At 40.9% G+C, this 23,722-nt stretch carries 21 protein-coding genes; 11 read left to right on the forward strand and 10 right to left on the reverse strand.

The genetic code is table 11. From position 1 onward, the window contains the following. Positions 1 to 110: 110 nt before the first annotated feature. The 3 genes from PUND_RS14780 to PUND_RS14790 are packed head-to-tail and all read right to left on the reverse strand — an operon-like array spanning position 111 to position 3,056. Entirely contained in the window at positions 111 to 1,640 is a 1,530-nt protein-coding gene (locus PUND_RS14780; RefSeq protein ID WP_420826514.1) for a PH domain-containing protein, read from the reverse strand. A gap of 10 nt (positions 1,641 to 1,650) precedes the next feature. Continuing rightward, positions 1,651 to 2,196, reverse strand: a complete 546-nt coding sequence (locus PUND_RS14785; RefSeq protein WP_008112838.1) for a PH domain-containing protein — start codon at positions 2,194 to 2,196, stop codon at positions 1,651 to 1,653. Between the two features lie 5 nt (positions 2,197 to 2,201). Next, entirely contained in the window at positions 2,202 to 3,056 is an 855-nt protein-coding gene (locus PUND_RS14790; protein ID WP_010392220.1) for a D-hexose-6-phosphate mutarotase, read from the reverse strand. Positions 3,057 to 3,469: 413 nt separating this feature from the next. On the opposite strand from PUND_RS14790, the gene PUND_RS14795 reads away from it, so the two are divergent. From PUND_RS14795 to PUND_RS14825, 7 genes are all read left to right on the forward strand, one after another. After that, complete coding sequence (locus PUND_RS14795) at positions 3,470 to 3,952, forward strand: MarR family winged helix-turn-helix transcriptional regulator (RefSeq protein WP_008112832.1); 483 nt, start codon at positions 3,470 to 3,472, stop codon at positions 3,950 to 3,952. A gap of 138 nt (positions 3,953 to 4,090) precedes the next feature. Then, on the forward strand, positions 4,091 to 4,486 hold the full coding sequence (locus PUND_RS14800) for a YbaN family protein (RefSeq protein ID WP_010392216.1): 396 nt from the start codon (positions 4,091 to 4,093) through the stop codon (positions 4,484 to 4,486). Positions 4,487 to 4,591: 105 nt separating this feature from the next. Next, entirely contained in the window at positions 4,592 to 5,224 is a 633-nt protein-coding gene (locus PUND_RS14805) for a PepSY-associated TM helix domain-containing protein (protein WP_041709754.1), read from the forward strand. Next, on the forward strand, positions 5,224 to 5,730 hold the full coding sequence (locus PUND_RS14810; RefSeq protein WP_010392212.1) for a DUF2271 domain-containing protein: 507 nt from the start codon (positions 5,224 to 5,226) through the stop codon (positions 5,728 to 5,730). The genes PUND_RS14805 and PUND_RS14810 overlap by 1 nt, the downstream gene beginning before the upstream one ends. A 33-nt stretch (positions 5,731 to 5,763) precedes the next feature. Further along, complete coding sequence (locus PUND_RS14815; RefSeq protein ID WP_010392210.1) at positions 5,764 to 6,609, forward strand: DUF4198 domain-containing protein; 846 nt, start codon at positions 5,764 to 5,766, stop codon at positions 6,607 to 6,609. A 248-nt stretch (positions 6,610 to 6,857) separates the two neighbouring features. Then, positions 6,858 to 9,392: a TonB-dependent receptor plug domain-containing protein gene (locus PUND_RS14820; RefSeq protein WP_010392208.1), complete on the forward strand. Its 2,535-nt coding sequence runs from the start codon at positions 6,858 to 6,860 to the stop codon at positions 9,390 to 9,392. A 206-nt stretch (positions 9,393 to 9,598) separates the two neighbouring features. Continuing rightward, positions 9,599 to 10,489, forward strand: coding sequence for a DUF4097 family beta strand repeat-containing protein (locus tag PUND_RS14825; protein WP_010392206.1), 891 nt, complete (start codon positions 9,599 to 9,601; stop codon positions 10,487 to 10,489). Between the two features lie 38 nt (positions 10,490 to 10,527). On the opposite strand, the gene PUND_RS14830 is transcribed toward PUND_RS14825, so the two are convergent. Further along, positions 10,528 to 11,052, reverse strand: coding sequence for a hypothetical protein (locus PUND_RS14830; protein ID WP_010392204.1), 525 nt, complete (start codon positions 11,050 to 11,052; stop codon positions 10,528 to 10,530). Positions 11,053 to 11,355: 303 nt separating this feature from the next. Between PUND_RS14830 and PUND_RS14835 the strand changes: the two genes are divergently transcribed. Beyond that, entirely contained in the window at positions 11,356 to 13,248 is a 1,893-nt protein-coding gene (locus PUND_RS14835) for a monovalent cation:proton antiporter-2 (CPA2) family protein (protein WP_010392202.1), read from the forward strand. Here the strand turns inward: PUND_RS14835 and PUND_RS14840 are convergent. The 3 genes from PUND_RS14840 to PUND_RS14850 form a co-directional block, all read right to left on the reverse strand. Continuing rightward, positions 13,223 to 13,936 (reverse strand): hypothetical protein, encoded by a 714-nt coding sequence (locus PUND_RS14840; RefSeq protein ID WP_010392199.1) that lies wholly within the window; start codon positions 13,934 to 13,936, stop codon positions 13,223 to 13,225. The genes PUND_RS14835 and PUND_RS14840 overlap by 26 nt on opposite strands. 117 nt (positions 13,937 to 14,053) lie before the next feature. Further along, positions 14,054 to 15,847 (reverse strand): alkaline phosphatase, encoded by a 1,794-nt coding sequence (locus PUND_RS14845; protein ID WP_010392197.1) that lies wholly within the window; start codon positions 15,845 to 15,847, stop codon positions 14,054 to 14,056. Positions 15,848 to 15,858: 11 nt separating this feature from the next. After that, positions 15,859 to 17,448 carry an alkaline phosphatase gene (locus tag PUND_RS14850; RefSeq protein ID WP_010392195.1) on the reverse strand — a complete coding sequence of 530 codons (1,590 nt, stop codon included), beginning with the start codon at positions 17,446 to 17,448 and terminating at the stop codon, positions 15,859 to 15,861. A gap of 300 nt (positions 17,449 to 17,748) precedes the next feature. Here PUND_RS14850 and PUND_RS14855 point away from each other — a divergent pair, with 300 nt between their 5' ends. Both PUND_RS14855 and PUND_RS14860 read left to right on the forward strand, forming a co-directional pair. Next, positions 17,749 to 17,994 carry a DUF3297 family protein gene (locus PUND_RS14855; protein WP_008112798.1) on the forward strand — a complete coding sequence of 82 codons (246 nt, stop codon included), beginning with the start codon at positions 17,749 to 17,751 and terminating at the stop codon, positions 17,992 to 17,994. A gap of 177 nt (positions 17,995 to 18,171) precedes the next feature. Then, positions 18,172 to 19,074, forward strand: coding sequence for a homocysteine S-methyltransferase family protein (locus PUND_RS14860; RefSeq protein WP_010392193.1), 903 nt, complete (start codon positions 18,172 to 18,174; stop codon positions 19,072 to 19,074). A gap of 44 nt (positions 19,075 to 19,118) precedes the next feature. Here the strand turns inward: PUND_RS14860 and PUND_RS14865 are convergent, their stop codons facing one another. The 3 genes from PUND_RS14865 to PUND_RS14875 all read right to left on the reverse strand — a co-directional run bounded on the left by PUND_RS14865 (position 19,119) and on the right by PUND_RS14875 (position 20,936). After that, complete coding sequence (locus tag PUND_RS14865) at positions 19,119 to 19,955, reverse strand: alpha/beta hydrolase (RefSeq protein ID WP_010392190.1); 837 nt, start codon at positions 19,953 to 19,955, stop codon at positions 19,119 to 19,121. Positions 19,956 to 20,028: 73 nt separating this feature from the next. Next, on the reverse strand, positions 20,029 to 20,445 hold the full coding sequence (locus PUND_RS14870) for a MerC domain-containing protein (RefSeq protein ID WP_010392188.1): 417 nt from the start codon (positions 20,443 to 20,445) through the stop codon (positions 20,029 to 20,031). Next, entirely contained in the window at positions 20,445 to 20,936 is a 492-nt protein-coding gene (locus PUND_RS14875; protein ID WP_010392186.1) for a Fur family transcriptional regulator, read from the reverse strand. The genes PUND_RS14870 and PUND_RS14875 overlap by 1 nt, the downstream gene beginning before the upstream one ends. Positions 20,937 to 21,268: 332 nt before the next feature. Between PUND_RS14875 and PUND_RS14880 the strand changes: the two genes are divergently transcribed. Beyond that, positions 21,269 to 23,698, forward strand: a complete 2,430-nt coding sequence (locus PUND_RS14880) for a TonB-dependent receptor (RefSeq protein ID WP_010392184.1) — start codon at positions 21,269 to 21,271, stop codon at positions 23,696 to 23,698. Positions 23,699 to 23,722: the final 24 nt, after the last annotated feature.

A 23,722-nucleotide genomic window follows, 5' to 3' on the forward strand; every position in this document is an offset into this window, starting at 1 on the left:
ATTAAAAGGAAAAAACGGGCAGTAAAAAAGTGTAATAAAGCATGTGCAAATGTGTATTTACACCCGCTTTATTATTTAACCTTAACGCTAATTATTTACAATGGAGGAAATTACATCCAACTACGAGGATCTGACTCAGCCTGCATAAGCGTAAAATCAATAATAAAGTCAGCATCTTGCTGTTTTAAATACGGAACATACGCGCCACCTGCAGCAAGTTGTATATACAGGCTTCTTAAGCCAGAGCGACGCATAAAAAAGGTACTCACACTGCGAGCGCTCTGTGCTTTGTACAGCTCAAATACCCGGTAATGTACGCCAATCATACCTTTGCGTACCACCATATAAAAACGCCCATCTTGTTGATGAAGATAATACCCATAACGTTTATAAGACAAAAATACTAACGTAGCTAATACCAAAAATAACGCTAACGGAATTAATACATTAAGTTGCATAAAGCTAATTAAAAACCCAGAAGCAACACTCGGTAGCAAGGCATAAAACAGCATGTTCTTATATAACAACGCCCTTTCTACCGCCTTGAATGCCAGCTTTTTACTGTTAAACCATGGGTAAATCCACTGACACACATTATCAACTTGCCCCTGCGTGAGCACTGGTAACACTAAGGTTTGTTTATTCTTTTTCGCCATACTTGCAGCGCCACCACTGCTGGCTTGCAAACACTCAACAGTAAAACGTTTCAATAGCCTAGCAACTAAGTTTTGCTTAATAACAATCGATTGTACTTTATCTAAACTAATTGATAGTTGATGGCGTTCTAACAGCCCTGCAATACGTTTAAATTTTTTATTTTTAAAATAAAGCTGATAATTATAAAACCGAATGAGCGACATAGTTACCGATAAAAACACCGCTATAAATACCAATATAAAAATCAAAGTAATTACTGCAAATACCGCTGCATTAGCCATCATACCCAGCTCTTGCTGATAAAAACCCTCTATTTTTGTTATAAACTGCTGCTCTAAAAAATCGATTGCCACATTCATAAAAGGGGCAATAGCGGCAAGCGCTAAAATGGCCATGTTCGACATTAAACCAAACTTAGCTATTTCTTTATTTGAAATGAATAAACTATTTTCGTCCTGCTCTTCAATATGAGACTGCGCTGTGTCAGCTACTTCTGCTGATGGTTGCTGCTGTGCTTTGTAGTCAAATACTTGTTTGCGCATTTGCTGGGCATAACCGCTGGTTACTCCCGGCAATACCGCTTCTTGGGCAACACTGCCGGCAGCATCAAAAATGCAATTAACTAAACCTACTGGAGTAAAATAAAAGGGCTCAGCTATGTTTACATTTTGCACTCGAGAAAACTTTAAGGTGAGTCGCTCTTTTTTAAATACGCCTTTATTTAGTAAAATTTCATGCTCGTCAGTAATACAAAAACGAAAACTACGGTAATACAAAAAACAATAAGCAAGCAATGAAGTCAAAGCAATCGCAAGCGCAACTTGCCCCCAAAATAGTTTATTTTCTACCTGGGTAACAAATACCACTAACACAGGCAGTAAATTAAATAAGCCGTCTTTGACAAAGCGAACACTAAAATGCATCACAAAATAAGCCAATGCCCAGGGCGAGACTTTTTGCCAATTAAGTGAAGGTGGCGTCATTTGCGTAGCATCAACACTCACTGGCAGCAACCTCACTCGTGGTTTCATCGTGGCGATAGCTTTGTACAAACTGACGGATATTTTTGCACTTTTCGTGGGTCAGACCGCTAATTTGTAAATCAGCACTCATCCCCCCTGCGCTGTAAAGCCTTAAACTGGCTAAACCCAGTTTTCGCTCTATTGGCCCACGATGTATTTCAATATGCTGCACTCGTGCTAACGGTAAAATAGTTACCTGCTGCCAAATAATACCCTTTTTAAATGCTATATCGTGGGTACGCAATGCACTGCCTTGTAATTTAATACTGAACACGCTGTATAGCATACAAAGTAAAATTAATAGCGGAACAGCAACCAATAAGTAACCTTGTGCCATGGCAGCAAAATCTGTATTAAAATAACAAACAACCGCTAGCACTAAGCAAAAAGGAATGAAAAATAACAACCAATTCAATTGTGCATGCAATAACGCTTTATCGGCAAGCGGCTCAAACACTATGCTTTTATGTTGCGGTAGATCGGTTATTTGTTGATTAGTAAACACACTTTGCTCCATTGGACTTAGCCAAGCCACTTTATTGTTGTCACTAAGGTATGACTTTGTTTTGGCTCAAGCGTAACCGCATCTTCAAGCACATTCGCAGCTTCTAGGCATAACATGCTTTTATAATCATCATCGGCAAAATTTGATAGCCGCTTTGATTTTTCAATCCATGGATTCCATAGTACGCATGACTGCGAGTTTTCTCTGCTAACACTGATCACCCCTTGGGGAGTATCAATTGTTTGAACTGCTGCGGCTTGGGTATAAACCATATCGGTTTCACGGGAAAAGTCGACCACATCATGTTGCTGATGAGGCCCTTGACCAAACTCTATATATTGTGCCCCCTGCAGGCCTGTCACACGGGTATTATTAATATCTTCTGTTGGAAAGTAAGTATGCAGTGCTTGTGTATAACTAAATGGTACATTGCCTAAGTTACAGGTGGTTAAACGCACCTCTAATTGCTCTGATAAAATAAACTCAACCCGTAATGACGACTGATGCGGCCACAAAGTAGAATCTACCTGCTTCATTGGTAATTTAAGGCTCACAGTAACCTCGCTGTCGGTTTCATGCACTTCATCGGCTTGCCATACATGCGTACGGGCAAAGCCATGCGCGGGGAAGTCCGAATTTTCATGTTGCCCAAACCAAGGCCAGCAAATAGGAATGCCACCACGAATACTTTTCCCTTCGCTAAAGGTTTCATCCCCAGACACCCACAATAATGGCAATTTGTCTTTGGGTGTAAACTCAGTTATTTGCCCACCTTGTAAAAATATTTTCGCCTCACATTGGCGACTATTAATACTAATAAACTCTAAACCGCTATGTGTACGCTCAATACATACTGAGGGTGATAATTGCATTTTATTTCCTTTAACACTGAGACTATTTTAATACTTAACCTGAGTTCAGGTTACTTGTACACAAACAATAATGCATGCTTAAAGCATAAGCTACATAGAATAGTTATTTAAATTGAGTTAGTTACTATATTTTTATGCCACATCAATGGCTAAATTACGACTAAAGTTTTACATCCCAGGCTTGCGTATCGCTTTTAACCTACGTAAGGTGCGCAACCTTAGCAAACAGAATGTTATGAACGTTTAATAAATTAAAGATAATAAATACTATTTTAATTACTGCTCAAATTAATAAAAACCAATAAAAACTAATAACAGCGGGCTGAAATAACATATATCATTTGAATTCAATTTATTTGATGTGTAACATTTCATGATTACGGCAAATGATTCGCCTTCCATGAGACAAGCAAATGCAAAAATATGACGAATTACTAGTTTCTTTACGTAAGGTGATCCGTGCGATTGACTTACATTCAAAGCAACTTAATAAAACAGCGGGTTTAACAGGGCCACAACTGCTTATCATGCAGGAAGTGTCTCAAACTGATGGTATTACCGCCAGCCGTATTGCGCAAAACGTTAACTTAAGCCCAGCAACGGTTACTAATATTCTTGACCGAATCGAAAGTAAAAACTTAGTAACACGTGTTCGTAGTCAAATGGATAAGCGCCGAGTCAGCTTATACCTTACCGAACAAGGTAAAGAACTACTCGAAAAAGCACCACAGCCATTACAAGAGCATTTTATCGAAAAATTTTCAGCTCTTGCTGAATGGGAACAGAGTTTACTCCTTTCATCAATGCAGCGTATTGCCGCAATGATGGATGCAGATAAGCTAGACGCCTCCCCGCTTTTAGAAGTAGGCGCACTGTTTCAAACTCCTAAAGAATAAAACGCAGTATAAAAACAATAAAATCCCTTTGCTCGCCTTAAATGACTTAGTTGATAACTTGTAACTAAGCCATTTAAGCTTCATTTTATCCTGTAATTGGCTTACCTTTTACCGTTTAACTTATTAAATAGAGCTAGCGTGAAAATACAAAACGTTTTTATTTATTATAAAAATATCGGCTTTAAATTGCTGGGGTTGCTGTGTGTATTACTCGGCATTATTGGTGTTGTCCTACCCGTTATGCCAACCACGCCGTTTTTAATTTTAGCCTTAGCCTGTTTTGCTCGCTCATCTAGCGCGCTTGAATCTTGGCTATTAAACCATCCTCGCTTTGGCACAACATTACAACATTGGCGCGCTCATCAAGTAGTTCCTGTAAAGGCAAAATATGCTGCGGGCATAGGTATGCTAATAGGCTTTATATTTTTATTATACAGCAGCTCTCCTTCTTGGGTTATTGTCCTAGTTGCTGTTGTAGAAGTGCTGGTTTTGACTTACTTAATTTCTAAGCCCTCAACTCCACCTAAAAACTAATACGTTCGATATAAGCAAAATAAAGTGTAAAGTTTGGTAAATAAATTTGTAACAGCTAATGCAAATCATTATCATCCGTACAAATTAATTAAATCTGCACCTTTTATGCCCTTTGTTAATAAACGCGCTTTATATAGTACGAGTCGTGCTTTACATATCTATATTTCTACCGCTTTGTTTTTTTTACTTATTCTATTTTGTGTAAGCGGCATAGTGCTAAATCATGTTGACTGGTTAAAAAACGATAAAAACAACGGCCAAATTACCGCAGCAATTCCAGCTGAACTACTTGTAAAAGCACAAACAGAATTAAATACACTACCTACTATTTATCCCCAAATAGAAGCTTACCTAGCCAAGCAATATGGGCTGAATAAAGTAAAAAGCATTGAATGGGAAAAGCAAGATTCACTGGTCATGCTCGACTATCCATTACCAGCAGGCTACGCCTACGCAGAATTTGATTTTATTAGTGGCGAATTGTTACTCGATTATCAAACTGGGGGGTTTTTAAGTGTAATTGGCGACCTACATAAAGGTCGTTACAGCGGTGAAGTATGGAGCTGGGTTATTGATATATCAGCAGTGCTGATGATCCTATTTGCCATCACCGGCATGATTATTTTATTTCAAAATAGAAAAAAACGCTTAGCAGGAATATGGATAACCGCATTAGGTGTAGCAACACCTATTGTTATTTACCTGTGTTGGGTACCACAAATAAAAGGAGTGTCTTAATGTTTAAAATTAAACCATGGCTAAGCATCACGCTGTTAGTCGCCGCGCTATTTCAAATTAATGCTCATGCACAATCGCCAAGGTTAGAAGTTGAATTAACCCTCGCCGATTTAAACGTGCAACCTTACCACCGACCTTATGTTGCTGTATGGCTGGAAACACCAAAGCGCAAACACGTAACAACACTTGCACTATGGGTTCAAAAAGCAGAATGGTTTAAAGATCTACGCCAATGGTGGCGCAAAGCCGGTAAAAGTAATGCTCAGTTTGATGGTGTCAGCGGCGCAACCAAGCGTGCCGGCACATATACAATTAGTTGGGATGGCAACGATCTAAACGATAACCCTGTAACGCCCGGTAAATACCTACTTAATATTGAAGTTGTGCGCGAAGAAGGTGGCCGTGATTACAGCCGCATTGAGCTTGATTTAACCCAATCAGAGAAAATAACTATTGAAGGTAAAAACGAATTTGCGACCAGCTTTGTCACTGTAAGCGCTAGGTAGCCCTACTTATCATTCAAATTTAAAGGAAAAATAATGAACGTTAATTTATCAAAAATTGCATTAATAGGTGCACTGAGTTTATCGGCGCTTGTATCAACAGCGGCAAGTGCACATGCCCGTTGGTTACTACCTTCGCACACTTCGCTTTCTGGCGATAAAGCGCATTACGTTATGATTGACGCAAGTATTTCTAACGAAATTTTTGCACCTGATAAAGCATTTCGTCCAAGCACAAAAGGCGCAGAGTACGACGATACTCTGCTTATGGCACTTGCCCCAAATGGCGAGCAAGTTACCGATACCATTCGTGCCTATTACCTAAAGCGCAAAAGCTCTGCAGCAGTAAAACTTCAGCAACAAGGCACCTACCATATTGCGATGACGCAAAAACCTATGTACATGACATTTTACAAAAATGCAGCAGGTGAGCGAAGCCGTGTATTCGCTAAAAAAGCAGATGCCAACTTACCTAAAGACGCCAGCGATATCACCACAATTAAAACCATCTCTACTGTTGATACCTTTGTTAGCCATAATGGCACTTCAAAACCCGCTCAACTAGGTCAAGGCTTAGAGCTAAGCGGCCCAACCCATCCAAACGACTTATTTGTTGGTGAGCAAGCACGCTTTCAACTACTAAGCGATGGCAAGCCGGTTGGCGAAGGGATTGAAATAAGTATTTTAAAAGGTGATACACGTTACCGTAATAGCCGTGGTGAGATTAAAGTAACCACAGATAAAGACGGTTTTTTTGCCACTACTTGGCAACACCCTGGTTTATACCTAATTGAAACGTCTCAAAAAGTAACAGTTAATGAAGCTGGCGTAGACGTAGGTCGCTATGCACTATTTACAACCCTTGAAGTAGCACCTGAGTAATTATTAAATATTATTTATTAGGCCAAGCAAATAGTTTGGCCTTTTTTATCACTTAGTCTGCCATTTTCTCTGCATAAATCGGCATATTCTTAATATTTTTCACTTTTCGCTCTATCCTCATTTTAGCCTAGTATTAGGATCACTTCTTTTTATAAAAATAGTTGAATAACATAGTCAATTTAGATCTTTGCGGTGCACTAGCCGCTTCTATATGATGCGCACTTTTCAAAATCTTCAAGGCACGCTTAATGACTTTTCAGCATTTATCAGCTAATAAAAAATTAGCACTTAGCTTGGCTATTACCACCGCACTTAGCGCCTCTTTTTCAGTTGCGAATGCGGCTGAGCAAACTAACCAAGTGGAAGAGAATATCGAAGTAATATCAGTAACAGGCACGCGCCGCAGCTTACGAAGTATTGCGCAAAGTACCGTGCCTGTGGATATTATTAGCAGCGACGATATGGCAAGCACAGGTCAACTTGAAATCAGCCAAGTGCTCGCTAACCAAGTGCCAAGCTTTAACTACCCAAGTGCCACACTGTCTGATGGTACCGATCATGCTCGCCCAGCGGTTTTAAGAGGCCTTGCACCTGATCACACTCTAGTGCTTATTAATGGTAAACGTCGCCACTCTGGTGCGTTATTAAACTTAGGCGGTACGGTTGGTCGCGGCTCTACCGCGGTCGATTTAAACATGATCCCCACCTCTGCAATTAAGCGTGTTGAAGTACTACGTGATGGGGCTGCAGCCCAGTATGGCTCTGACGCTATTGCGGGTGTAATCAATATTGTTTTAAAAGATGCCACCGAAGGCGGCAGTGTTAGCGTAACTTATGGCCAATACGACAGCCAAATGGCCGGTGCGCCACAATTAAATAGCACTTGTGCGGATGATAATGGTAACCTTGCCTTTAATTTAGGCGACGATCGTCACGTTAACGACGGTAATACCCGCACAATTAGCGCAAACTCTGGTTTTTCACTGGCAGACAATGGCTTTGTAAATGTATCAATTGAATACCGTGATAACGACTCAACTCAACGCTCTGGTTTTGATCCGCGCGAACAATACAGCCGCCTAGATGATGGCAGCCTAGACCCACGCGAATTTACAATCAACCGCTACAATCACCGTTTTGGTAAAGCAGCGCTGGAAGATTACGCTTTGTTTTACAATATGGGATACGATTTAGAGAATGGCTTTAATGTTTATTCGTTTGGTAGCTATTCAGAGCGTGAAGGTAACTCGGGCGGATTTTACCGTCGTGCAAAAGACAGCCGCAATGTTTTAGAGCTCTACCCCAATGGCTTTTTGCCACAAATTGCTACCGACGTAAAAGATTACTCGCTGGCACTTGGTTTACAAGGCGATAGTGGCGACTGGGCGTGGGATGTAAGCACTAACTACGGCCGAAATGACTTTGGTTTAGGCGTTGTAAATAGCCTCAATACTTCTTTAGGTACTAATAGCCAAACTGAGTTTGATAACGGCGCCATGGTTTACGATCAATTTTTAGTTAATTTTGATGCCAATACCAGCGTTGATTTTGGTCTACCCGATGATGTGTTTTTCACTATTGGTGCTGAATACCGCCATGAAAGCTATAAAATAGAGCAAGGCGAGGAAGCCTCTTATATTACTGCGCTTGATAACAACGGCAACCCAATTGCTGCTGGCGGCGCGCAAGTGCTTCCTGGTTTTGGACCACAAAGCGCAACTAACGAAAGCCGTCATAACGTTGCCGTATTTGCTGAATTTGACACTTATTTAACTGATAAGTGGAATGTAGTTTTAGCCAGTCGTTATGAAGATTACAGCGATTTTGGTAACACATTTACTTCAAAATTAGCCACGCGTTACAGTATTACCGACAACCTATCATTACGTGGTGCTGCCAGTACTGGGTTTCGTGCGCCGTCACTTGCACAAAGCTCGTACCGTCAAATATCGACTATTCTTGAAAATAACCAGCCTTTTGAAGTTGGCTTATTTCCAAGCTCAGCCCCTGCAGCGCAAGCATTAGGTGCAAAACAGCTTGATGCCGAAGACTCGGTTAATGTTACCGCTGGATTTGTTTATACCCAAGGTAACTTTAGTTTAACGGTTGATGCGTACCGCATTGATATTGATGACCGGATCGTACTCTCTGAAAACTTAAGCGGTAACGCTGTGCAGCAAATTCTAGCCAATGCGGGCGAGCTAAATACCGAAAGTGTGCGTTACTTTACTAACGCCATAGATTCGCGCACGCAAGGTGTTGATATTGTGGCAACGTACACGCTTGATTTAAATACATTGGGTGATCTGCGCTTAAACGCAGCAGCAAACATTAATGACACCGAAGTGACTCATGTTGATGCAAACCCAAGCGAGCTAAATTCTCTAGGTGATGACTACGTGGTATTTGCCCGTCGTGAAGTCGGTCGTTTTGAGCAAGGCACACCCGATAACAAGCTAAACCTATCAGCCGTTTGGAGCTTTAACCAATGGCAAACAACCTTGCGTGCAACTCGCTATGGGGAAGTGGCAGATATTTCAACTACCAGCGATGGTGATGAATATTTAGATGCCAAATGGATCACTGATTTAGAAGTTGCTTATCGCCCTAACGATGCGTGGAAGTTTGCAGTCGGTGCAAATAATCTGTTTGATCAGTATCCACAAGCAACGGTAGATAACATTGGCTACTCTAACTTTGGGCAAATATTTCCATACACGCCTTATACACCCTACAGTTTAGATGGGCGCTTTTTATACGGTAACATTACTTATAGCTTTTAAGTAAACATCAATTAAAAATAGAGTAATTACAAAAGGATGCATCATGCATCCTTTTTATTAACATTTAGTCTTTTTCACCATATTTTGGCATTTTATCTTTTTAGCAATCACTGTCATTTCATATAAAACAATAACTTACATTTCGGTCTCATTTTTGCTCTATACTTTGTATATTAACTAAAATAATCAATATCAAAGGACTAAACATGAGCGCATCAACTCTATTCAACTTCACTAAGCCCGTTTCACTAATTAGCGGTATTTTATTACTCAGCGGTTGTGTATTTCATATATCGCCTAGCGTTGCGTCGGTAAAACAAACACAACAACTTACATTACCTAGCAATAACCTTGAATACCTAGACGTACTAAGCGGCGCAGGTTCACTTAAAATAACAGGCTCATCAACAGCAACCAGTATTAGTGTTAACGCCACTATATACACTGCCGACATTGACGATGAATACGAACTCACACTCGAGCAAAACGGTACAAAAGCAAAGCTTGTTGCACAAAACAAAAGTAATACTGGAATTACCTTTTACAGCGGTCAATCACCAAGCATTGATTTAGTGGTCACTGTACCTAACAAGCTAAATTTAGATATTAACGACGGCTCAGGCGATATTGTTATTAACGCGATGCAAAGCAATATTGATGTAAAAGATGGCTCTGGCAGTATTGATATTAATAGTGCTAAAAACTTAAATATTGACGATGGCTCGGGCAGTATTTACGTAAAAAATGTAGTCGGCGATTTAGCATTAAATGATGGTTCAGGTAGCATTGAAATTGATAATGTCAGTGGTAATGTCGCAATTGAAGATGGCTCTGGCGAAATACAAGTTACTAATGTAACAGGCGCATTAAACGTTGAAGATGGCTCGGGCGGCATAACTATCAAGCATATTAATGGCGCAGTTACCGTAGACGATAACTCTGGAGATATGCTGATTGAACATATTGACTCAAGCGTAACTATTGAAGATGGCTCTGGCGATATTCGCGTTAATCACGCTAAAGGGCTAACTATTACAGAAGCAGGCTCTGGCGATGTTAGCATCGATAATATCTCTGGTTCAGTAAAGCTAGACTAATAATCTAATTTTGCTTTCGAATTATATAAAACGGTCAATTAATTGACCGTTTTTGGTTTTGTATAATCAATAGTGTGGTCACAGCTGCCATCGTTTTCACAATCATTTATTCCATCGCCATCGCTATCCCAGCTTGGGTGCATAGTTTTTACAGGCACGGCTACATCTGCATGTTTAATAATGGTTAACTTATAATCGCTTGTTTCACCACGTCTCGCTGCATTACGCATTAAATAAACTCGCACAACATAATCTCCATCTGTGCTGAGTTGATATTTAGCTTCATGCCCTTCTATTGAGCCAATAAATACGGCTTCATTACTGTCTAAGGGCAAAATATTAAAGTAGTTACTTAAATTTGAAGGAGTCAGAGTCACATTCAGAATTTCACCTGCTTTTGCACTAACTAAATAGTCATTAAATTCATCACCAGTAATTTGCTGTTCAAGCTCAGCTCGCTGTGGCTCAAACTCAACCTTGTACTGTTGAGCTTGCACCGTTTGTGTAAATACCGCAGCAAACACAGTGGTCAGCATAATTTTTAAAAGCAGCTTAATACTCATTTTAGTTCCTATAAAAAACATATTATTAAATTTAATGGTACACAATAAAGTAATACCAATTCGCTTAATTAAGTGAGCTATTTTGAGGGAGGGCAATCGTGTCGATAGCAAGGTAAAACATTGTTATTTAGTTGTTCTAAAAGAGAAGTTTTTAACGCAACTAACATCTGGTTTACCCCTTCAAAATGATTAAATAGTATTGCGGATTAGTATGCGTTAATAATGTTTCTTTCACAATTAACTCAAACTTAATTTATAGTAGTATCAAAATACAAATAACTCCTAACCTCAAGAGAGCACCCCATGCTAGAAATTGCTTTAATTTACTTAGCCGCCGCTATCGTTGCAGTTCCCATAGCAAAACGACTTGGGCTTGGCTCTGTGCTGGGTTATTTAATTGCCGGCATTTTGATAGGCCCTTACGCATTAGGAGTTGTAGGTGACCAAACCGATGTAATGCACTTTGCCGAATTTGGCGTAGTGATGATGCTATTTTTGGTCGGCCTTGAACTGCAACCTTCGCGTTTATGGACTCTGCGCCACTCAATTTTAGGGCTTGGCGGATTACAAGTGGTATTAAGTGCAGCAGCTATTTTTGCTTTTTGTTATTGGTTTTTTGCTATGCATTGGCAAACCGCACTGGCTATAGGCTTAATGCTCGCGCTATCTTCAACGGCTATTGTGCTGCAAAGTCTTGAAGAAAAAGGCTGGTTAAAGCAAGAAGCTGGGCAAAATGCATTTTCAGTTTTATTATTTCAAGATATTGCGATTATACCTATTTTAGCGCTACTCCCCTTACTCGCTTTTGCACCACAAGGTAACTCAAAAGACGTTAACGACTCCATCATTGCTAGCTGGCCTATTTGGCAACAAGTAGGGGTTTCTGTTGCAGTTATTGCCGCTATTATTGCTGGCGGTAAATATGTATCGGCACCACTGTTTAGATACATCGCGCAAACCCACATGCGTGAAATATTCACAATTTTTGCATTGTTTTTAGTGGTGGCTATTTCGCTAGTGATGCAAAGTATTGGCTTATCACCCGCACTCGGTACTTTTTTAGCCGGTGTTGTATTGGCCGAAAGTGAATTTAGACACGAGCTAGAAGCCGATATAGAGCCCTTTAAAGGCTTATTACTGGGGTTATTTTTTATCACGGTTGGCGCATCAATTAATTTTGAATTGCTGTTTAACCAGTTCAGTATCGTGATTGCCTTAGTGGTGTTATTAATTGTCATTAAAGCCTGCATTTTATTTGCCCTTGCTGTCACATTTAATATCAGCTCAAAGCAAAAACTCTTGTTTACTCTAGCACTCGCACAAGGTGGAGAATTTGCGTTTGTACTTTTAAGCGTGACCACCACATTAAGTATTTTAACTCCAGAGCAAACCAGCCTAGTGACCTTAGTGGTTGCGGTATCTATGCTAATAGCCCCTTTACTCCTGATGTTTTATGAACAACTACAAAAACGAAGTAGTAGCACTAAGCCCGAGTTTGATAAACCAGAACAAATAAGCACAGCAAAACATGTGATCATTGCCGGATATGGCCGTTTTGGGCAAATAATGGGACGTTTATTACATACGCAAGGCTACGAAATTACCGTACTTGATCACAGCCCAAGCCAAATAGAACTGCTGCGCCGCTTTGGTAATACCGTATTTTATGGTGATGCAGCACGCCAAGAACTGCTTGAAGCAGCAGGCGCGCACACAGCACAAATGCTGGTTGTTGCAATTGATAACCCTGATAAAACCATTGAGATTATTAAGCTGGCGCATAAAAACTATCCACAATTAAAAATAGTAGCGCGTGCCATAGATCGCCGCCATGCATACCAATTACTTAATTTAAAAGTAGATGCATTTAACCGCGAAACCGTCGACTCAGCCATAAACTTAGCCATAGAATCGTTGCAATTGCTTGGTAATAGCAAAGAAGATGCTGAACGTGCTGGTAAATTATTTAGAGATCACGACCGTGCAGCGGTACTGCAACTTGCCGAACTATGGGGTGATGATGCCAGTTATGGTGTGGCTGTGCGTCAGCGTATGGAGGATTTAAAGCAAGTATTACAACAAGATAAACAAGCACGGCAAAACTTAAATACCTGTGACGCCAACGACTATAAAAATGGCTTAACCGAGAGCACGGTTAAGCCAAAAAATGCTAGTGATGATGCCCACCTTGAATAGCTTCGCCTTGCTGGTTATAAAAACCGGTACCGCCGTGCTCTATAAAACCTAGGTTAATCATTTTAGCTAAAAATGGATCGCTTTCGTTATCGCCAATATCCGCGTAATCGGTGGTTTGAAAGTTATCCCATTTTGCAAACTGAGCCTTAATTGCAGGTGTATCACTGTTTACATCATTTAAGCTAAGCAAGGTTTGAGTATCACTTTTTTTATTGGTCACACTAAAAGTTTTAACTAATTTTGCTTGCGGGAGAAAAGCCAGCTTAAATTGGTTATCGCCCTCATTAAGCACATAATTTTTTACCTCATTACAACCCTCACCTTGTGAACTGACTAGGGTCATTTTTGCAATTAAATGGTTATCCACCAGCTGACTTTTAGCACTCCAATTTTGCACTCCACGTACCTCCGATGGTTGGTACTCAATACCGCGTTGTTCGGCATTAAAGTAACGAATAGGACGAAGCTGGTTATTACTTAGCTGCTGCCAAAGCTCGGTTAGTGTTTCACTTTGATGCGCCACCTGCTGATTGTTTCGCCAAAGAGTAAGTGACTGGGTACTGTGCTGCGATTTGTGCTGATTGGTAATTTTATAGTCGGCTTTTAGTTGCGCAGCATCAATGTCGCACTGCTGGGCGAGCGCACTCGTGCTGGCCAGTGCTGAGAATATAAATAATAGCTTTTTCATTGGGGTAATCTCTTAGTTAAACATTACTTTATGACTCTAAAATAACGCTTAATAATGGCATTTGTATGACACAAAAAAGCCCGCACAGTGTGCGGGCTGTTTGTTTTGCTAGTTAATTTATTGCGCTACTTTTTCATCCGCCGCTTTTACAAAATCTGCGGCAAAGTCCATAACATGGAACAAAAAGCTTTGCTCATTAGTTCCAGTCACTAAGTGGGCACCAGGTCCGGTTGCATACACACCTACATCTTCACCGGCGTGGGTTTCTGATGATAGTGGCACAAGTGCTTCTTGGTGAAAGCCCGGCGTTGTAGTATCAACATTGCTTAAATCAACGCGCCCTGTAACGGGTGCAAAGTTATATCCTTCATCTGCATCGGTTTCATTGCCTAAGTCTCTAAAGCCACCACCATTAGTGTAGCCAACCGTTGTGTAAGGCATATCATCGGCAGCTAAACTTGGCTCTGTTTGGCCTACACCAACCACTTTACCCAATATTGGGTTACCACGCTTAGGGTAACCCGCAATGGTAAACACATGGCTGTGATCGGCCGTGACCACGATTAGTGTTTCTTCTGGGTTAGTATTTTCCATCGCCACTTTTACCGCATTCGCTAACTCAATAGTGTCGTTTAATGCATTGTAAGCGTTACCCGCATGGTGGGCGTGATCAATACGGCCCGACTCAACTGTTAAGAAAAAGCCTTTATCATTATTATCTAAAACATTAATAGCTTTTTCAGTCATTTGCGATAGCGAAGGCTCACCAGCGATATCGTTACCGCGATCAGCTTCGTATTGCATGTGCGATTCGTTAAATAAACCAAATACCTTTGTGGCATCATCGCTAATGGCATCAAACCCAGTTTGATCCATTACGTAAGTACCAGTCGGGTAAGTTGTTTGCCATTCTGTCACTAAATTACGCGCATCAGTACGGTCGCCTTCAACAGCACTCACCGCATCTGCAGAATTAAAGGCTGCATCTTTAGGTAAAAAATGACGACGCCCGCCACCCATAACCACTTCGATTCCGTCTACATCAACACCACTAAAACGGGCTTCTAAGTTCTTTTCAAAATTAACCAGCTGTGAAGCAATATCTTCACAATTGGCTGACTCTGAAGCTGGCATATCTGAAATATCTTCCCAGTTACGATCAGCCGACTTAGCATAAGTTGCCGCAGGCGTTGCATGGGTAATACGTGCCGTAGAAACAATACCGGTAGATTTACCGGCAATTTCCGCAAGCTCTAACGAAGTAACAAGCTCATGCCCTTTGCCTGATGCACAATTACCACGCTCAACCGCTTCATCAATACCAATTACACCCACATCGGTTTTTACACCAGAGGCCATTGCTGTCATCGTACCGGCAGAATCAGGTGTTTGTGCATCTACGTTATAAGTTTTTACAAACCCAGAATACGGCATAGTTTCAAAGCTTAATTGGTGATCTTCACCCATTTCACCCTGCAATTGCCCCGCTAAAATACGCGCTGCCGTTATAGTAGAAATACCCATACCATCACCAACAAACAAGATCACGTTTTTCGCTTTACCTGACTCTGTTACTACCTTACTTGCTGCATCTTGCGCACTAGCAAGTTTAGTTTGTGCGTCGCTAAACCAAGCATTGTTACTTAATGAAGCGAGCTGTTCACTCGTTAATGAGGTAGCTGGGTCGTTACATACTAAGTTAGTGTGCGTTACTTCGCTGCTCTCTAATTGCCCATTAGTATTGGTATCAACACCGCTTTGCGTTTCTACGCCGCCATTAACACATTGTGCTGAGCCTACTGCGATTTGGTTATCTACCGCTAAAATATTATTACTGTTTTTGTCGTCATCACTCGAACACCCAGTTAATGCGACCATTACTGCTAAAGAAAGTACTGTTAATTTATTCATGTGAGCCGCCATTATTGCTGAGTTAGTTCAAGAGCTTGATTAATTAAATGAAATACAACGTTTTGTTCTATAACACCTTGAGCAAGGTGAGCACCTGGGCCCATTGCATGCAATGAAATATCTTCACCTGCATGCGTTTCAGAGCCAAGTGGAACAGTAGCCTCTTGGTGAAAACCTGGCGTATTTGTATCAACACCATTTAGCTCAACACGTCCTGCAACCGCAGCTGTTTCATAGCTTGCATCTGCATCCGTTTCATCAACTAAGTTTCTAAAACCGAGGCCATTTGCATAACCTACTGTGGTGTATGGCATGTTATCAGCAGCTAGCGTTGGTGTAGTTTGGCCAACACCAACCACTTTACCTAAAATTGGGTTACCACGTTTCGGGTAGCCTGCAATAGTAAACACATGGCTGTGATCGGCTGTAACTAAAATAAGCGTTTCTTCAGGGTCGGTGTTATCAACGGCAGCTTGAACGGCTTTTGCAAATTCAATAGTGTCGTTAAGTGCGTTAAAAGCATTACCCGCATGGTGAGCATGGTCAATACGGCCCGACTCTACGGTTAAGAAAAAGCCTTTTTCGTTTTTACCCAGTACATCAATCGCTTTAGTTGTCATATCGGTAAGCGACGGCTCACCAGCTATATCGTTGGCACGGTCAGCTTCGTATTGCATGTGCGATTCGTTAAATAAGCCAAAAACTTGGGTTGCATCATCGGCAATAGCATCAAACCCAGCTTGATCCATCACATAAGTGCCATTTGGATATTGTGTTTGCCATTCAGTAACAAGGTTGCGCTCATCAGTACGATCGCCTTCTACGGCGCTCATTGCATCATTTGAATTTGCAGATGCATCTTTAGGTAAAAAGTGACGACGGCCGCCACCCATTACAAAGTCTAAGCCATCAACATCGGTACCTATAAAACGCGCTTCTAGGTTTTTTTCAAAGTTAACTAGCTGTGAGGCAATATCTTCACAGCCTGCATTAACTGCTGCCTCTGGCATGTCTGAGATATCTTCCCAGTTGCGATCAGCTGATTTAGCATACGTTGCACCCGGTGTCGCATGAGTGATACGTGCAGTTGAAACAACACCGGTAGCTAAGCCTTTAATTTCAGCCAGCTCCGTGGCTGTTAATAATTCATTACCGATAGCCGTTGTACAGTTACCTCGTTCAACCTTCTCATCAACCCCAATAACACCCACATCGGTTTTTACCCCTGAGATCATTGCTGTCATAGTGCCTGCTGAATCTGGCGTTTGTGCGTCAACATTGTAGGTTTTAACTTGTGCTGAATACGGGAATTTTTCAAAGCTTAAATAGCCTTCTTCACCGAGCTGGTTGTTTCGTTGACCTTGTAAAATACGCGCCGCTGTTAAGGTAGAAATACCCATGCCATCGCCAACAAATAAAATTACATTTTTAGCTTTGGTGCTTTTAACCGCTTGTGCTTGCGTTGTTTTAGTTGTTAGTTTTGTTTGTGCGGCACTGTACCAGCTGCTGTCTTTTTGACTTTGCGGTAGAACATTGGCATGACTAACGGCACTAAACGCACAGGTGAGTGCGATTGCCGCAGCGACTTTTTTAATTTTCATCCGTAATTCCCATTATGTAGTGGTTATTTTTAAAAACTGTGAGCTCAAAAACATCAACCGCTGCACTATAGGAAATAGATGTTACTAATAAAGGTAATTTTAATGACAAGAAGGTGACAGCCAAATTTTATATCAATAACACCTACTTTGTATTTCCATCGACTGCTTAACCCTTCTCATAATATATGTAACAGCTCTATAAAAGCACATCACAATATATTAGTTTATTGATCTCTTGCTTGAGCCTAAGCTTGCTATTGCCTACAATAGCGCATAATTAATTCAACGCAGATCACTATTATGACTGATACAAACAAACCAGAATTACCTAATCAACTGTCTATTAACCCACGTAGCAAATTTTATGTAGAAGAAGTATTTGAACATGAAATCGGTATTACACTTAACGGTAAAGAGCGTTTTGACGTTGAAGAGTACTGCATCAGCGAAGGTTGGATAAAAGTAGCGGCACCTAAAGCGCTAGACCGTCGCGGCCAGCCATTACTTATGAAAGTAAAAGGCACTGTAGAAGCGTTTTACAAGTAATAGCTTACTTGTAAAAAGAAAAGCGACACCTTACTGGGTAGTCGCTTTTTTTGTGCCTTTTAAAAACAGCTTTAACATGTTGAACTTCTTTCATACTCAACCTGATGAAGTTTCATTATGAATTTTCAAAAAGTATGTTTGAATAGCTTTAATTATTTAGAAGTATAGAAGTCCATTATGAGCAAGTTAATAATATTAGATGGCGGCATGGGTCGTGAACTCAAACGCATGGGCGCGCCGTTTTCACAGCCACTGTGGAGTGCGCAAGCTTTAATAGAAGCACCGCAATGTGTAACCCAAGCACACCAAGGTTTTATAGATGCTGGCGCTGAAATAATTACTGTTAACAGCTATGCATGTGTACCCTTTCACTTGGGTGAAACGCTTTACCAAGCAAAAGGTGCTGCGCTTGCTGAGCAAGCAGCGGTTATTGCAAAAAAGGTGACTCAAAACGCAAAGCAAACGGTACTCGTTGCCGGCTCACTGCCTCCTGCCTTTGGCTCGTATCGTGCTGATTTTTTCCAAAGTGATCGCGCATTTACTATTTTAGATACCCTTTATAAAGCACAAGACGAATATGTAGATATCTGGATTGGTGAAACCATATCAAACATTGAAGAAGCGCGGGTAATGGCAAGCGTACTGAAGAATTCAAACAAGCCATGTTATTACGCATTTACCCTAAGTGATGAAGTAAGCGAACAAGCGACATTGCGCTCTGGTGAATTAGTATCAGACGCTATCCTAGCACTGCTCGAATATAAAATAGCGGGCATATTCTTTAACTGCTCTATTCCCGAGGTTATTGAACAAGCGCTGCGCGACACTAATCGCGTGCTAAAACAGCAAAATAAACATGTTGATTTAGGGGCATTTGCGAATGGTTTTACACCAATCGCCAGTGATTATAAAGCCAATGAAGGCTCGCAAGGTTACCGCGATTTATCACCTGCTGAGTATGTAGCATTTGCTAAACAATGGCATAGCCTAGGCGCAACAATTATTGGCGGCTGCTGTGGTATTGGCCCCGAATTTATAGCAGCGCTGGTAAAGTGGAAAAGCGACATTAAAGCGATTTAATATCAATTATTTAACTATAAAAGCATCGAAAATCCATTGCGAGCTTATTGACTGCTTCCCAATACCCAATCAAGCCCTTGTATTGCGGTGGTTGGGAATGCGGTTGCATGCTGTGCCCCTTCAATAACAACACTTTTTAATTTTATATTATCACTATTGAGTGCATTAATTTTTTTCACAAGTTGCGCTGCGCCTTCAACCATATTTTGCCCTTCACCAAAGGCTGGAGTTTCCTTTGCCCCAACAGATACATAAACCTTTATTGGCATTTGGGGCTTATTCGCTTTTAACGCTAGCAGTGCATTATTATCAAACCAAACCGACGGGCTGCCAATAATATAATTGCTAAATAGCTCAGGCATCGTAAATAAAACAGCGGCGCCAAATAAACCGCCTAACGAGTTACCTATATACGTTCTTTGCGTGTTACTTGCTCGGTAACTTTTTTCGATAAACGGCAGCACAGTATTTTTTAAAAACAGTGCATGATTTTTAGCGTTACCGGTTTGTTTTTTCCAGCTCAGGGATTGAGTGGGTGTATAATCCCTAACTCGACTACTAGCTCCTCTTGAGCCTTTTTCATAGCTGATCGCCACAATAATAGCCTGTTGCATTTTGCCGCTATTCATTGGAAACCGTGTGGCACCGGCAACGATAGGAAATGCATACGGCGCATCGGTTAAATAAATAACAGGATACGCTTTATTAGGCTCCTTTGCATATGACTTAGGTAGCTGGATAAAAATAGGATACACCCGCTTGGTAGCAGGATCGGTGAGCTCAATGACACTACTTCTAGGGATCTCGTAGGGGGTATTTGCGCTTAATTTAAAACAGATGAAAACACAAAGTAACAGCAAAAGCCTTAAAGCAGTATTCACTAAATTAGTTTACCTAAAAAACGATATTTATAATTACAATGCCACATAGTCGCTATTTTTAACACTGGCAGTGTTAAACAAGTTGATCTGATTTATCACCTGAACAGAGGCAATTTTCGTTATTCTTTTTAAAACACTGTTGGTAATTAAACCAATGGGCTAGTGCGATAAAAGCGGAGCCAATTAAAGTGAGCGCTTTTTCGGCCTCTTCTTGACCTAGCAATACTGCAATTATCAAACAAGCTAGACCAACAACTCCACACGCCATATAACGTGTACGTTTGTGCTTTTTACAGCCTAAGCTCAAAGCTAATAAGCTTGTTGGTAATACTACAGCAAGAACCCATAAGTGAAACTGTTCAGCATTTATTTGTAGTACAGCAAAGCTTGGCAACAGCGCTAAAATAACCGGTGTTGCAAAACAATGTACCGTGCACATTAACGAAAGCCCAATGGCAAGCTTATCTGCTGTTGTTTGAGTCAGCTTCATTATTTATCCTTCTTTTTAATTGTGTTAGCGGTACTTTGCTGGCACCCAAAACAAACACCTGAGATTTCTAATTGCGAAGTTGCTGGCGTAAACCCTTTCATTTTCAGTTCCCTAAACAAAGATTTAACCGAATTGTTAAGGTCATTCACCTCACTTGCTTTATTACAAGAGCTACAAATTAAAAACATCGATAGTTGATGATCTCTATCATCATTAACGTGACTGCACGGTATAAACTTATTTTCTAACTTTAATCTATGTACCAGACCTACCGACTCTAAAAAACCTAATATCCGATAAACGGACATTGCCAAAATCGGTGTATTTATTTGCTTATTAAATTGATCTGTTAACTCATAAGCAGACAAAGGTTTATTTGCTTTCAATAGAATTTCAAATACCTGCTGACGTTTTGGCGTTAATTTTTTTTCAAAGGCTTCACATCTTTTTATCGCAAAGCCCATCATCTCTTTAAATCGCTGCTTTTTCATATTACCCACTCTAATGTAGTGGGCTGATGTTTTAACTTTGCCATCCTTGTTGCTCAATGCCTCCGCTGTGGTTTTATCTAAAAATTTATTAACTAGAGATAAATAAATGTAACAACTAACTTTTGCTTTACAGCAAACAGATCCCCCACGAACAACACCTAAATAATGACAGAAACACTTAACGCACTGAATTTAAATAAAAATTCAACTTAAGTTATGTAGGTGAAGTAGCCAAATTATATATCCTGAGTGATTTTTAGTTAATTAACTATTGATACAATATAACATTTCAAGCACAATTGATACAATATAACATTCGCAAAGGAATTCAAATGACACGAAAATCTCAATTAGCTTTGTTTATAGCAGCCCTACTACCAACAAATGCACTTGCAAATACCATCGAAGGTGTTGTTCTAAACAACCAAGGTAAAGTGGTGACTAATGCAACTGTAGAAGTTGAAGGCTCAGATATAACAGCAGTAACAGATGCAAGCGGTAAGTTCGTAATAACTGATTTAAAAAGTGGTTTAAAAGAACTTCATATTACCGCCCCTGGTTATGCCCATCTGCATCGAGATATCACATTTAGTGATGATAAAAGCCAGTCAATTACCTTTAACTTAGAACGTTCACCAATTGAAGTAATTGATATTGAAGCGACGCCTATTCACATGTCGGCAATGGAATCCTCGTCTCCCGTTAGCGTGTTATCTGGCGAACAATTAAGACGGCAGCAAGCTGCAACCCTTGGCGATAGCCTTGAAAAACTCCCGGGGGTTAATACTAACTTTCATGCAAAAGTAGCCAGTACTCCTATTATTCGTGGCTTAAGCGGGCCGCGTGTTCTAATTACACAAAATGGCCTTGATGTCAGTGATGTTTCGCGCGTTGGCCCTGATCACTCAGTCGCATCAGAGGCATCAACCGCAAAACAAATCGAAGTATTACGTGGCCCTGCCACATTATTTTATGGCAGCGGCGCCATTGGTGGTGTGGTTAATGTAGTTGATGATCGCGTGCCAACAGATAGCACTACTCGCGGTGAGTGGAATGTAGAGCACAACTCTGTTGATAATCAAAAAATCGCCTCATTTAATGCCACTACTGGCACTGATTCTTTTGCATTTTATGCTGATGCCTTTTGGCGTGAAGCTGATGACTATGAAATACCCGTGGCCGCTGAATTAGCCCACGATGACCATGACCATGACCATGACCATGACCATGAAGAGCATAGTGGCGATTACACCGTTGCAAACAGCAATGAGGAGTCTGACGGCTTTACCTTAGGTACTAGCTACCTCTTTGATCAAGGTTTTGTAGGTATAGCTGTTGAGCAATTTAATCGTCAATACGGCATTCCAGGCCACACCCATGGTGGCGAAGATGTTAATAGCGCTGAGGAAAGCGTATATGCCGACTTAGAGCAAACTAAAGTGCAGTTGCTAGGTGAATATAACCTTGATAACAAATGGCTTAATAGAGTAAACCTGCGCGCAGGTTTTACAGATTACGAACATGCTGAAATTGAACATGGCGCAGTGGGTACCACGTTTGAAAATGAAACCAATGAGTTACGCGTAGACTTAATGCATAACCCGTTTGCGCAGTGGAATGGTGGTTTGAGCTTTCATTACAAACACAGTGATGTTGAAGCGCAAGGCTCTGAGGCATTCACACCACCGTCACAAACACAAAGCTTTGCTATAGCACTAATGGAAGAAAAACACTTTGGTGACTTTTTAGTGCAATTAGGTGGCCGAGTTGAACGGGTAACCATCGATGCTGATAACGTGTTACTACCTAACATTGATGCACACGCACACAATGACACCGGTGTTCATGACGATCATGCTCATGAAGAACATGCCGGCAATACTCGCGTATTTGACGTAGAACAAGAATTCACACCAGTTAGTTTATCAACAGGTGTCGTGTGGGATTTTGCACCTAGCTACAACTTAGGCTTGTCGGTATCTCGTTCTGAGCGTGCTCCTTCGGTGTCTGAGCTATTATCATTCGGCCCTCACATTGGAACTGGTACTTATGAAGTAGGCGCACTATTTGATATTCATGAAGACGGCCATTTTGGTTTATCTGAGCAAGCGCTTGACCTAGAAACAGCAAACAATATTGATTTAACGTTTCGTAAAACCCAAGGTGATATCGGTTTCATTCTTAATGCTTTCTACAACCAAGTCGACAATTATTATTACCAAATCGACACAGGCCTATACGCCGAAAGCGGCCACGACCATGGTGATGAGCATAATCATGACCACGGTGACGAGCATGATCACTCATCTGAACTCCCAGTTTATTTATTTAAAACAGATGACGTAATTTTACATGGCTTTGAAGCACAAGTTGCATGGCAGTTAACCGATGAGTTTAAAGTTGATTTATTCTCAGATTACGTTCGTGCACGCCTTAAAGACGGTGGCGATTTACCACGCACACCACCGCTACGTTTTGGTACTGAGTTTAGCTACCAAACAAATAAGCTGAGTGCGCACCTCCACGTAACTCGTTATCAAGAGCAAGACCGTACCGCGCCAGAAGAAACAACCACAAACGGCTACACCATACTTGATGCCAGCGTTTCATATGACTTATCAGTGCTAAATCAAGATGTGTCTGTGTATCTACGTGGCACTAACTTAACAGACACAGAAGCGCGCGTGCATAGCTCATTTTTAAAGAATATAGCACCACGTCCAGGTCGTAGCTTTGCACTAGGTATTCGCGGTTACTTTTAAGCGCTAAAAAATTATAAATAAAGG

The sequence above is a fragment of the Pseudoalteromonas undina genome (genome assembly GCF_000238275.3).
Lineage (GTDB): Bacteria > Pseudomonadota > Gammaproteobacteria > Enterobacterales > Alteromonadaceae > Pseudoalteromonas > Pseudoalteromonas undina.

What these genes read in the sequence shown, in the direction of transcription:
- PUND_RS14780 (WP_420826514.1), bottom strand. Translation starts at nt 1,640, where the DNA reads ATGACGCCACCTTCACTTAATTGGCAAAAAGTCTCGCCCTGGGCATTG.
- PUND_RS14785 (WP_008112838.1), bottom strand. Translation starts at nt 2,196, where the DNA reads ATGGAGCAAAGTGTGTTTACTAATCAACAAATAACCGATCTACCGCAA.
- PUND_RS14790 (WP_010392220.1), bottom strand. Translation starts at nt 3,056, where the DNA reads ATGCAATTATCACCCTCAGTATGTATTGAGCGTACACATAGCGGTTTA.
- PUND_RS14795 (WP_008112832.1), top strand. Translation starts at nt 3,470, where the DNA reads ATGCAAAAATATGACGAATTACTAGTTTCTTTACGTAAGGTGATCCGT.
- PUND_RS14805 (WP_041709754.1), top strand. Translation starts at nt 4,592, where the DNA reads ATGCCCTTTGTTAATAAACGCGCTTTATATAGTACGAGTCGTGCTTTA.
- PUND_RS14810 (WP_010392212.1), top strand. Translation starts at nt 5,224, where the DNA reads ATGTTTAAAATTAAACCATGGCTAAGCATCACGCTGTTAGTCGCCGCG.
- PUND_RS14815 (WP_010392210.1), top strand. Translation starts at nt 5,764, where the DNA reads ATGAACGTTAATTTATCAAAAATTGCATTAATAGGTGCACTGAGTTTA.
- PUND_RS14820 (WP_010392208.1), top strand. Translation starts at nt 6,858, where the DNA reads ATGACTTTTCAGCATTTATCAGCTAATAAAAAATTAGCACTTAGCTTG.
- PUND_RS14825 (WP_010392206.1), top strand. Translation starts at nt 9,599, where the DNA reads ATGAGCGCATCAACTCTATTCAACTTCACTAAGCCCGTTTCACTAATT.
- PUND_RS14830 (WP_010392204.1), bottom strand. Translation starts at nt 11,052, where the DNA reads ATGAGTATTAAGCTGCTTTTAAAAATTATGCTGACCACTGTGTTTGCT.
- PUND_RS14835 (WP_010392202.1), top strand. Translation starts at nt 11,356, where the DNA reads ATGCTAGAAATTGCTTTAATTTACTTAGCCGCCGCTATCGTTGCAGTT.
- PUND_RS14840 (WP_010392199.1), bottom strand. Translation starts at nt 13,936, where the DNA reads ATGAAAAAGCTATTATTTATATTCTCAGCACTGGCCAGCACGAGTGCG.
- PUND_RS14845 (WP_010392197.1), bottom strand. Translation starts at nt 15,847, where the DNA reads ATGAATAAATTAACAGTACTTTCTTTAGCAGTAATGGTCGCATTAACT.
- PUND_RS14850 (WP_010392195.1), bottom strand. Translation starts at nt 17,448, where the DNA reads ATGAAAATTAAAAAAGTCGCTGCGGCAATCGCACTCACCTGTGCGTTT.
- PUND_RS14855 (WP_008112798.1), top strand. Translation starts at nt 17,749, where the DNA reads ATGACTGATACAAACAAACCAGAATTACCTAATCAACTGTCTATTAAC.
- PUND_RS14860 (WP_010392193.1), top strand. Translation starts at nt 18,172, where the DNA reads ATGAGCAAGTTAATAATATTAGATGGCGGCATGGGTCGTGAACTCAAA.
- PUND_RS14870 (WP_010392188.1), bottom strand. Translation starts at nt 20,445, where the DNA reads ATGAAGCTGACTCAAACAACAGCAGATAAGCTTGCCATTGGGCTTTCG.
- PUND_RS14875 (WP_010392186.1), bottom strand. Translation starts at nt 20,936, where the DNA reads ATGAAAAAGCAGCGATTTAAAGAGATGATGGGCTTTGCGATAAAAAGA.
- PUND_RS14880 (WP_010392184.1), top strand. Translation starts at nt 21,269, where the DNA reads ATGACACGAAAATCTCAATTAGCTTTGTTTATAGCAGCCCTACTACCA.